An 8,194-nucleotide genomic window follows, 5' to 3' on the forward strand; every position below is an offset into this window, starting at 1 on the left:
AGAGTCGTCGGGGGATGACAGGGGGAGCGCAATTGGCTGGGTTCCGACATCCCTGGATTCGTCGGGAGACGACAGGTTCAGGAAGTCGCAATTGGCGCGGGCCAACACGACCGAAGCCCTGCAACAGGCAATGGCGCGGTGCAAGCGCGGCAGTTACCGCTATCGCAAATTGCGCCAGCGCAAAGCCCGGCGGCAAGCCCGGCAGGCGGCGCAGCGCGATAACTTCTTGCATAATTTCAGCGCCGCTGTAGCGCGTAGCTTTGGCGATCTGACCATTGTGGCCCCGCCCTCGATTAAAGCCGCCACCGAATCCGGCGCGGGCGATGCCTTTGCCTGGGGCGCGGCAGTTGGCCCGAAAGCCGCCCTAAACCGCCATGTTCTGGCACAAGCGCCCGCCAGCGCCATCGCGCTGCTGACCTACAAAATCGAACAACAGGGCGGGCGCGTTGCGCTCGAAAAAGACCAAGCCCCGCCCGTTGCCATCGGCACCGCCCTGGTTGCCGCTACGAAAACCGCCCGAACCCTCAAACGCGCCGCCCGCAAAGCGACAGCGGCCTAGGAGACATCATGAAAAACGATATCGCTTTGCTGGATCAGGCCGCTGCTGCCGCAATGGCAACGATTAATGACCTGCAAACGGGCCGTATGGACGCCACCACCGGCTTTGCCATCGGCGTGAATGCTCATGCGATTTGCCGGGCCGAAGCGGTGAAGCTCGCCGCCCTCACCAGCGGCACCACCACGCCCGCACTGGGCGGGTTGCCAACGACCCCACAAACTCATTTGCAGTAGGAGCCCCCCAATGGCCCACCGCCCCAACAAAACCCCGGCTGCCGAGATGGCGGCGGATATTCTGACCATCGTCCGCGAGCAGGGCGACGACCATAGCGTTACCGACGATGAAGTGATTGAGCGCGGCTGGAGCCGGGCCGATCTGCTGGCGCACGGCCCCGAAGCCCGGCAAATCGCCCGGCGCCGGTTGAATTCCAGCGCCGCCCGCCAATCGCCGCGCTTCGGCCAAGCTGCCCAAGCTGCCCCGGCAGGTGCGGCATGAGCGCGGCTGACTTTGTTGACCGTATCGATGACGACGACTTGTTGAGGATGGTCAGCCACGCGCTGAAGGTTTCGGAGGAAGCCTATTGTTCAACGTTGCCTTCTTGCGAAACAGGAAACACGGAACCTGCCATTGCAGCCGAACGCGCGGCAGGCGCGGCAGCCGTTCGCGCAAGCCTTAAGCAGATTTACGCTGATTTTACGCTGATGGATTTGGCGACCTATCGTCGCCTGACCCGCGTGACCTACAGCAAGGACGCGTTCTGGCCCAGCTTCGCGGATCAGGCTGATGAAGAAACCGACGTTGCCGATCTCGTGGCGCTCGCAGAAACCAAAGGCTTAAAGGCTCATATTCACGTTTTCGAGCCAAGCGAAGAGCACTTTCATGAGGATGATTCTCTGCAATCACCCCATATCGCGGCGATTGCGCGCGAAGCTCAAGACGACTTCGGCGACACCTACCCAAACGCAACCCTGGTCGGCTGCTGGCCCCTTGATGACGGCGACTTTATCGTCGTTTGGGTAGAACCCCTAGCCGAAACGGCAGGTGCGGCATGAACCCGCTTCGCCAGGGCATCGGCGGCGCGTATCAGGCCAGCCTGAGCACGACCCAGCTTACCCTGAACACCACCTCCCGCCGGGCGCTGCTGCTGGCAGCGGGGTACACCACCCCGCCACCGATGCCGATGCCCCGGCCCCAGGGCAAAACCACCCAAAAACTTCGGGCGTAACGCCCCTTTCCTTAAACGGAGACTCCCATGTCGCAAAATTTTGTGCGCCTGCCCGCCCAGCTTATCACCGGGCTAACCCAGTTTCTGGCCTTTTCCATGCAGCACCACGCGCTTGCCAGTGCTGAAATGATGGGCGATCCCGCCGCCCGCGCCCAGCACGATAGCGCTTTCAGCGCCGCGCGTGGCGGGCTGGAACAGATTCGGGACGCGCTCGCCAACCCGCCGCAAGAACCGGTGGCCGGGCCGGACGTGGGGGATTTGTTCCGGTTTAATGGGGCTCGGTCGAGCGGCTTCTGGCCATCGCTTGCAAGCGCCTACCCAAGCGAAATTTCCGGCATTGACGCAACAAAAGTCTATGTCGTCGAGCGTGCGACGCGCCTGGAGCCGCCGGTTTACGTGCTTTGCTCCCCCAAGTCTCCCTTGGAGTTCCAAGTTTTCGCCACGCTGGAGGAGGCAGCAGCCGCCCTAGCCCGCCGCGCGCCGCCGGAAGCGGAAGCCGACGCCGCGCCGGTTGAGTCCGCCCCGGCACCCGGCGGGGCCGATGCGGTAGTCGAAGATGATACCGCCGTCGCCGGTTAGCGCGGCGCGGCTCCCCCTTCGGCGCGAGGTGCCCGACATGACCCCTTGGCTTTGGTCCCCCGCCCGCACCGCCTGGGCGCTTTGGTTCTGGCAGCGCGCGGCCAAGCTGCGCGCGTGGGTGAAGGATTTGACCGATCCGCCGCCCGTGCCCGCGTGGCTCGCGGTTGGCGCGCCCGCCCATGCCGTGCAGATCGGCACGGTCGAGGTGATCGGCATTCATTCGGGCAGCTTTACCGCCGATGTTCTCTCGGCCAGCGGCAAACGCTGGACGGTGTGCATCGCCGCGCTGGAGCCGATCAGTTCCGCCGCGATGGCGGATTTTCTGCACGCCCGGCGTGCCCACCGCGCCCGAAGCTCCTGCAAACCCAGCGGGCGCATCTACCCCTTCCCACCCCGCCCGATGGTAATGCCCGGCGCGGCCCAATCTACAGGAGGAGACAATGTCTGAAATCGATGAACGTGCGTTTCAGTTGCGAACCGTCACGCAACTGATAGAGCGCGCCAACGGCGGTGACGATTTCGATGGCCTGAATAAGGAGATGAACGAGGTCGTCGAAAGTCTGCAAACGCAGATTTGCGACCATCACGTCGATACGGCCAAAGGCAGCCTGACCATCACCATCGATTTCACCGCCGACCGGAAAGGGTTGGACGTGAAGATCAGTTCCAAAACCAAAAAACCCAATCGGCCCAGCACCAAGGACCGGTTCTTCATCACCGACGACAACCGGATCAGCCTGCGCGATCCGGCACGCGGCACGATGTTCGAGGGCGCGAACCTCGGACGGCGCAACAGCAACTAACCCACCGAGGATAAAATGAACCCAACCACCGATTTGCACGAACTCTTTACCGCCGCCACGGCGTTGACCGATGGGTCAACCTGGGAAATCCCTAATCCGGAAAAGCCCAGCGAAAAAATCCAAATCGCGGAGCTTTCGAAGGGCCGCGAACTGGTCAGCCTGAAAAAATTTCAGGACGAATACCGCACACGGCCCGAACGCATTAAGGCCGACGCCAAAATCGAAACCCTGGATAGCTTGGTCGATTACGCCAACCGCTTCAAACGCCCCGAATCGGCCCTGCACGCCACGCTGTTTTCGCCCTACAAGCTAACGCTGAAGGTCGATTACCACGGCACGGGGGCCGACGCCGACCCCAGCTTTAACACCCACCGGGCCGATTACGCTTTTCCCCTGTCGGAACCGATGAAAGCATGGATGAAAACGGCCAACGGCGACCTAATGGATCAGCAAGACTTCGCGCATTTTCTGGAAGATCGCGCGGTCGATATCCACAACCCGCCGACCGATTGGCAAATGCTGAAAGCCGACCAGCTTAACCTGATGCTGGACCTGCTGAACCTGCGGGACGATATCAGCCTGATGGACGGGCAAGGCCGCTATATCGACCAGGACGGCAAGCTGCTCGATTCCGAAGGGCCGGAGCCGGAGGATGATCGGTACATTCCGCGCAAGGCCCTCTACAAGCTGCGCCGCAAGCGCTTTGCCACCGAACTGCATATGGAAAAGTTCGCAGTAGGCATCGAGATCACCAACAACAGCACCGCCGCGCAATCATACGACCCTAAATCGGGTCAAAAAACCCTCACCTATAAAGACGATCACTTAGATAAAGATGGGCGCGCCCTAAAAGTACCGGAACTGTTCTTGATTAATATTCCTGTTTTTGAAAACGGCCAACGCCATCTGCTGCCGGTGCGGCTCTATTATCGCCTGCCGAAAAATGGGGCGATTAAGTGGGCGCTGCAAATAATTGAGCCGGAACGGATGATTCGCATCGCCGTGGAAGCCGCCGCGCGCGCCGCTGCCGACCGCACGGGTCTGCCGCTGTTCTTCGGCACGCTTTAAGCGCGCCTGTCTGTTCCTCCCGAGCCTTCCCCGGCGGTGCGCCGCCGGGGCCTTTTTCCCGCCGCGCGAACGAGTGAGCCCATGACCAGCATCACCCTTTCCCCGATTCCCAGCGCCCCAATTCCGGGGGAGCGGGGGCCGTGGCTGCAAACCAACTCGGGCGGGCGCTGGTATTATCTCGATCCCCTCCCGGAAGACGTGGTGTGGAATGATATTGCACGCGCGCTGGCAATGACCGTGCGCTTCAACGGGCATACGCTTGTGCCCTATTCGGTCGCGCAACATTGCGTCGAGGTCGCCAAGATCGTCGGGCCAGATGCACAGCCCTACGCCCTGCTGCATGACGCGCAAGAGGCGTATTTAGGCGATTGGCCGACGCCGCTCAAAGAGGCGCTGGCCACTTACGGCAAGCGCCCGGCGCTGCGGCACCTCGAAGATATGTCGTCGTTGGCCATTCACCGCGCCGCTGGCCTGGAGTTTCCGCCACCGCCCGATATCGCCGCCGAAGTCAAACATGCCGACCAAGTGTTGCTAGTAACCGAAGCACGCGATTTCCACGCGCACACCGTGACCTTCTCGCGCCCCATGCCGCGACCAATGAACCGCAAAATAAAGCCGCTCACATGGACCGCCGCGGCCGATGCGTGGCTTAAAGATGCGCGGCTATTACTGCCCCGGATGGGGTGAGGAGAGAGAGACATGGCTGACCGTACCAAAATCGAATGGACTGACGCCACCTGGAACCCCTTTAAGGGCTGCTCGCGCGTTTCCGAAGGCTGCCGAAACTGCTACGCCGAACGGATGGCGGGGCGATTCGCGGGCGAGGGACAACCGTTCCAAGGGATCGTGCATCGCGTGGGCAAGGAATTTAGGTGGACGAAAAAATTCGATGTCGCCGGGGCTTGGGATCAGCCCCTGCGCTGGCAAAACCCCAGGCGCATCTTCGTCAATAGCATGAGCGACACGTTTTATGAGGGAGCCATCACCCCAGCGATTGACCTAATTTTTGCGGTCATGGCCCTTACCCCGCAGCATACTTATCAAGTCCTTACCAAACGGCCAGAACGCGCGCTCGCGTACCTGCCACCGCGCCGGGCGCACCCTGTTGGCTTAGCGGCCTTAAACATTGCTTTAGAGGCAGCAGCCAAAAATCCGCGTACAGCCGTGGGTCGGGGGTGCATGCTGGATGGTGATATCGCGCATCTCACGATTTGGCCGCTACCAAATGTTTGGATTGGGACATCTGTAGAGAATCAAGCCGCCGCCGACGAACGGATTCCGCCCCTCCTCGAAACCCTTGCCGCCAAGCGCTTTCTAAGCTGCGAGCCGCTGCTAGGGCCGATCATCCTGAAACCCGAATGGCTGGCGCGGCTAGATTGGGTCATCGTCGGTGGCGAATCAGGCCCAGGCGCGCGCCCGATGCACCCGGATTGGGTTCGCCAGATCCGCGACCAATGCGCCGCCGCCGGGGTGCCATTTTTCTTTAAACAGTGGGGGGCGTGGCAAACGGTCTATGACCGCGACCACGATGACCCGGATTGGAGGCGATGCCCCAGGGAGAGCGGCAATAACAAGCGCTACCTGAATTTAGCCGGGGGGACGGGCTTCCACGGCGAGCGCGTGGTGTTTGTGCAGCGCCGCAGCAAACAAACCACCGGGCGGACGCTCGACGCGCGCACCCACGATGCTTTTCCGGGGGAACCAGCGTGACCGACCATCCCATCCTCTTTTCCGGCCCGATGGTCCGCGCGCTGCTGGAGGGCCGCAAAACCCAAACCCGGCGGATCGTGTCGCCACAAAACCTTAAATTTTTCAACCCCGAAACAGGGAATCTAGAATCAAGCCAGAGGATGATCGAAAGGGCTTTCAGCTATGTTCGGAACCTACGCATGCTTGAGGCAGGCGGTTGGAATTGGCAAGCAGAGGCGCTTGGGGGCGATCCCTTCGCTTATTCCCGCTGGCAGGCGCGCAGCAAAGTTCTTGTTGGGGACATTCTTTGGGGGCGTGAGACATGGGCTGTCTCAACGATCTATGACGGATGCCGGGCCGACAAAATCAACCCAGACCGCATCCCGCTTTTCTGTGGAATTCGTTATGCGGCCACCGACGCACGCCTGGGCATTAAAGACCGACCCTCTATCCACATGCCCCGCTGGGCATCACGCCTAACCCTAACCGTCACCGAAGTCCGCTTACAACGCTTACAGTACATCACCAAGCGCGATGCGATTGCCGAAGGCGTGCAGTTCGATGAGGGATTTAACGGCTACACCGTAGAGAGCGGCACGCACTACCACCCGGACGATCCACGCCAGAGCTATAGGAGCCTCTGGAGCGCGATCAACGGCGATGAAGGCCCCAAAAGCTGGGACGCCAACCCGTGGGTACTGGCCTATAGCTTCGACGTGCGGTACGGCAATATTGACAAGGAAGGCGGCGCATCATGACCCCCCTCATGAAAGCCGAAGAGGTGGCCGCGCGCTTTGCGGTGAGACGGGAGACCGTTTACCGGTTGATAAGCCGTGGGCTGCTGACCAGTCCGGTTAAAGTCACCGCCCGCGCCTCGCGCTGGCCGGAAACGGAGATCAATGCCGTTATCGCCGCCCGAATCGCCGGAAAAACCGACGCGCAGATTAAGAGCCTCGTGCAAAGCCTCACAAAGGCGCGGCAGGCAGCAGATAGTCCGCCCAGCGCTGCATAAGCAGCGCGCGCCGCTCAAGGTGATCGGTGCGCAGGTAGGCCGCCACCGTTTTATCTTTCAGCGCATGGGCAAGCGCCGCCTCGACCACGTCATGCGGGGTATCGGTGGTTTCCGCCGCCCAATCCCTAAACGAGGACCGGCACCCGTGCGCCGTAACCGGCTTAGGCCAATTCAGCGTGCGAATGAGCTTGGTCAGCACCATATCGGACATCACCCCTCCACTGCGCCCCCCTGGGAAAATCAAATCGCCCGCCGGGGCCACGGCCCGCGCCCGTCGCAGCACCGCCACCGCCGCCGTCGAAAGCGGTACTCGATGCACTCGCCCCGCTTTCATGCGGTCGGGCGGAATCGTCCAAACCGGCTCTGCGCCATCCAGATCGGCGATTTCAGCCCAGGTCGCGCCGCGCACTTCGCCCGACCGAACCGCCGTGAACATCAAAAATTCAAAAGCGAGTTTGACAAGCGGGGTCGAGGTACAGGCACGAACCGCCGCCAAAAAATCGGGCATCTCGCTGTGGGGCAGCGCCGCAAAATGACCGCGCTCGCCTTTTTGCGGCGGCAGGCCCTTAACCACAGCATCGCAGGGGTTCGGCTCTGTGCGCCAACCCTTCGAGAGCGCGAAATCAACCACCATGCCGAGGCGCTGTTTAAGCCGCCGGGCGGTTTCGGGGGTTTCGGTCCAAATCGGCAGCAGCACGGCGCGCACGTCACCCGGCCCAACCTCCGCAATCTTGAGCCGGCCAATTTTCGGAAAGGCGTGAGCTTCGAGGGTGTTTATCCACTGATCGGCATGTTTGCCATTTTTCCAGCCCGCGCGCCGCTCTTCAAACAGCGCCCGCGCCGCAACCTCGAAGGTTGGCACCGACCGCACCGCCTGCCGCTCGACCATCGGGTCATCGCCCAACGCCACCCGATCCCTCAGCGCCTGCGCCGCCGCCCGCGCCGCAGCAAGCCCCACCTCCGGATACCCACCCAACCCAAACTCGCGCCGATGGCCGTGGACCATGATTCGCAATAGCCACCGCCCAGCAGCCCGGCCCGAAGAGGCGCGCGAAGTAATTCTAACCATCAGCCCGCCGCCATCGTAATATGTGCCCGGCGCGGCATTCCGCAAACCCGCATCCTTCAACCGGTTTAGGACGTGCTGCCCCACAATTCTGCCCCACATTTTCAGCGTCACGATGCACCACAAGCTGCCACATCAGGACACAGAAAAATAGATAAAATCAATAATTTAGCTTGTTGCAGGGGGTGGCAGT

The 8,194-nt window shown here is 61.6% G+C and carries 14 protein-coding genes; 13 read left to right on the plus strand and 1 reads right to left on the minus strand.

All coding sequences use genetic code 11. The features are described 5' to 3' along the window. Window positions 1-91 precede the first annotated feature (91 nt). From ACIQ36_RS16085 to ACIQ36_RS16145, 13 genes are all read left to right on the plus strand, one after another. Complete coding sequence (locus tag ACIQ36_RS16085; protein WP_395831149.1) at window positions 92-559, plus strand: hypothetical protein; 468 nt, start codon at window positions 92-94, stop codon at window positions 557-559. Between the two features lie 8 nt (window positions 560-567). Next, on the plus strand, window positions 568-792 hold the full coding sequence (locus ACIQ36_RS16090) for a hypothetical protein (protein WP_395831151.1): 225 nt from the start codon (window positions 568-570) through the stop codon (window positions 790-792). A 10-nt stretch (window positions 793-802) separates the two neighbouring features. Further along, complete coding sequence (locus ACIQ36_RS16095; RefSeq protein WP_395831153.1) at window positions 803-1,054, plus strand: hypothetical protein; 252 nt, start codon at window positions 803-805, stop codon at window positions 1,052-1,054. After that, a complete protein-coding gene (locus ACIQ36_RS16100; protein WP_395831155.1) occupies window positions 1,051-1,611 on the plus strand; it encodes a hypothetical protein in 561 nt (186 codons plus the stop codon). The genes ACIQ36_RS16095 and ACIQ36_RS16100 overlap by 4 nt, the downstream gene beginning before the upstream one ends. After that, complete coding sequence (locus ACIQ36_RS16105) at window positions 1,608-1,784, plus strand: hypothetical protein (RefSeq protein ID WP_395831157.1); 177 nt, start codon at window positions 1,608-1,610, stop codon at window positions 1,782-1,784. Before ACIQ36_RS16100 ends, ACIQ36_RS16105 begins: the two co-directional genes overlap by 4 nt. A 27-nt stretch (window positions 1,785-1,811) precedes the next feature. Then, window positions 1,812-2,363, plus strand: a complete 552-nt coding sequence (locus ACIQ36_RS16110) for a hypothetical protein (protein ID WP_395831159.1) — start codon at window positions 1,812-1,814, stop codon at window positions 2,361-2,363. A gap of 37 nt (window positions 2,364-2,400) precedes the next feature. After that, window positions 2,401-2,811 carry a hypothetical protein gene (locus ACIQ36_RS16115; protein ID WP_395831161.1) on the plus strand — a complete coding sequence of 137 codons (411 nt, stop codon included), beginning with the start codon at window positions 2,401-2,403 and terminating at the stop codon, window positions 2,809-2,811. Then, window positions 2,804-3,166 (plus strand): hypothetical protein, encoded by a 363-nt coding sequence (locus ACIQ36_RS16120; RefSeq protein WP_395831163.1) that lies wholly within the window; start codon window positions 2,804-2,806, stop codon window positions 3,164-3,166. Before ACIQ36_RS16115 ends, ACIQ36_RS16120 begins: the two co-directional genes overlap by 8 nt. Window positions 3,167-3,181: 15 nt before the next feature. Further along, complete coding sequence (locus tag ACIQ36_RS16125) at window positions 3,182-4,234, plus strand: DUF2303 family protein (protein ID WP_395831165.1); 1,053 nt, start codon at window positions 3,182-3,184, stop codon at window positions 4,232-4,234. A gap of 81 nt (window positions 4,235-4,315) precedes the next feature. After that, window positions 4,316-4,921 (plus strand): hypothetical protein, encoded by a 606-nt coding sequence (locus ACIQ36_RS16130; protein WP_395831167.1) that lies wholly within the window; start codon window positions 4,316-4,318, stop codon window positions 4,919-4,921. A 12-nt stretch (window positions 4,922-4,933) separates the two neighbouring features. Continuing rightward, window positions 4,934-5,944: a DUF5131 family protein gene (locus ACIQ36_RS16135; RefSeq protein ID WP_395831169.1), complete on the plus strand. Its 1,011-nt coding sequence runs from the start codon at window positions 4,934-4,936 to the stop codon at window positions 5,942-5,944. Next, window positions 5,941-6,681 (plus strand): hypothetical protein, encoded by a 741-nt coding sequence (locus ACIQ36_RS16140; RefSeq protein ID WP_395831171.1) that lies wholly within the window; start codon window positions 5,941-5,943, stop codon window positions 6,679-6,681. Before ACIQ36_RS16135 ends, ACIQ36_RS16140 begins: the two co-directional genes overlap by 4 nt. After that, the gene (locus tag ACIQ36_RS16145; RefSeq protein ID WP_395831173.1) at window positions 6,678-6,935 is read left to right on the plus strand and encodes a helix-turn-helix transcriptional regulator; all 258 of its coding nucleotides are present in this window, start codon (window positions 6,678-6,680) and stop codon (window positions 6,933-6,935) included. The genes ACIQ36_RS16140 and ACIQ36_RS16145 overlap by 4 nt, the downstream gene beginning before the upstream one ends. Here ACIQ36_RS16145 and ACIQ36_RS16150 read toward each other — a convergent pair. Then, window positions 6,889-8,103 carry a tyrosine-type recombinase/integrase gene (locus ACIQ36_RS16150; RefSeq protein ID WP_395831175.1) on the minus strand — a complete coding sequence of 405 codons (1,215 nt, stop codon included), beginning with the start codon at window positions 8,101-8,103 and terminating at the stop codon, window positions 6,889-6,891. The two genes, ACIQ36_RS16145 and ACIQ36_RS16150, sit on opposite strands and share 47 nt — an antisense overlap. Window positions 8,104-8,194 lie beyond the last annotated feature (91 nt).

It is taken from the genome of Elstera sp. (assembly GCF_044372965.1).
In the GTDB taxonomy this organism is placed as follows: Bacteria; Pseudomonadota; Alphaproteobacteria; order Elsterales; family Elsteraceae; genus Elstera.

Coding starts and splice junctions, on each gene's coding strand:
- ACIQ36_RS16090 (WP_395831151.1), top strand. CDS start 568: ATGAAAAACGATATCGCTTTGCTGGATCAGGCCGCTGCTGCCGCAATG.
- ACIQ36_RS16095 (WP_395831153.1), top strand. CDS start 803: ATGGCCCACCGCCCCAACAAAACCCCGGCTGCCGAGATGGCGGCGGAT.
- ACIQ36_RS16100 (WP_395831155.1), top strand. CDS start 1,051: ATGAGCGCGGCTGACTTTGTTGACCGTATCGATGACGACGACTTGTTG.
- ACIQ36_RS16105 (WP_395831157.1), top strand. CDS start 1,608: ATGAACCCGCTTCGCCAGGGCATCGGCGGCGCGTATCAGGCCAGCCTG.
- ACIQ36_RS16110 (WP_395831159.1), top strand. CDS start 1,812: ATGTCGCAAAATTTTGTGCGCCTGCCCGCCCAGCTTATCACCGGGCTA.
- ACIQ36_RS16115 (WP_395831161.1), top strand. CDS start 2,401: ATGACCCCTTGGCTTTGGTCCCCCGCCCGCACCGCCTGGGCGCTTTGG.
- ACIQ36_RS16120 (WP_395831163.1), top strand. CDS start 2,804: ATGTCTGAAATCGATGAACGTGCGTTTCAGTTGCGAACCGTCACGCAA.
- ACIQ36_RS16125 (WP_395831165.1), top strand. CDS start 3,182: ATGAACCCAACCACCGATTTGCACGAACTCTTTACCGCCGCCACGGCG.
- ACIQ36_RS16130 (WP_395831167.1), top strand. CDS start 4,316: ATGACCAGCATCACCCTTTCCCCGATTCCCAGCGCCCCAATTCCGGGG.
- ACIQ36_RS16135 (WP_395831169.1), top strand. CDS start 4,934: ATGGCTGACCGTACCAAAATCGAATGGACTGACGCCACCTGGAACCCC.
- ACIQ36_RS16145 (WP_395831173.1), top strand. CDS start 6,678: ATGACCCCCCTCATGAAAGCCGAAGAGGTGGCCGCGCGCTTTGCGGTG.
- ACIQ36_RS16150 (WP_395831175.1), bottom strand. CDS start 8,103: ATGTGGGGCAGAATTGTGGGGCAGCACGTCCTAAACCGGTTGAAGGAT.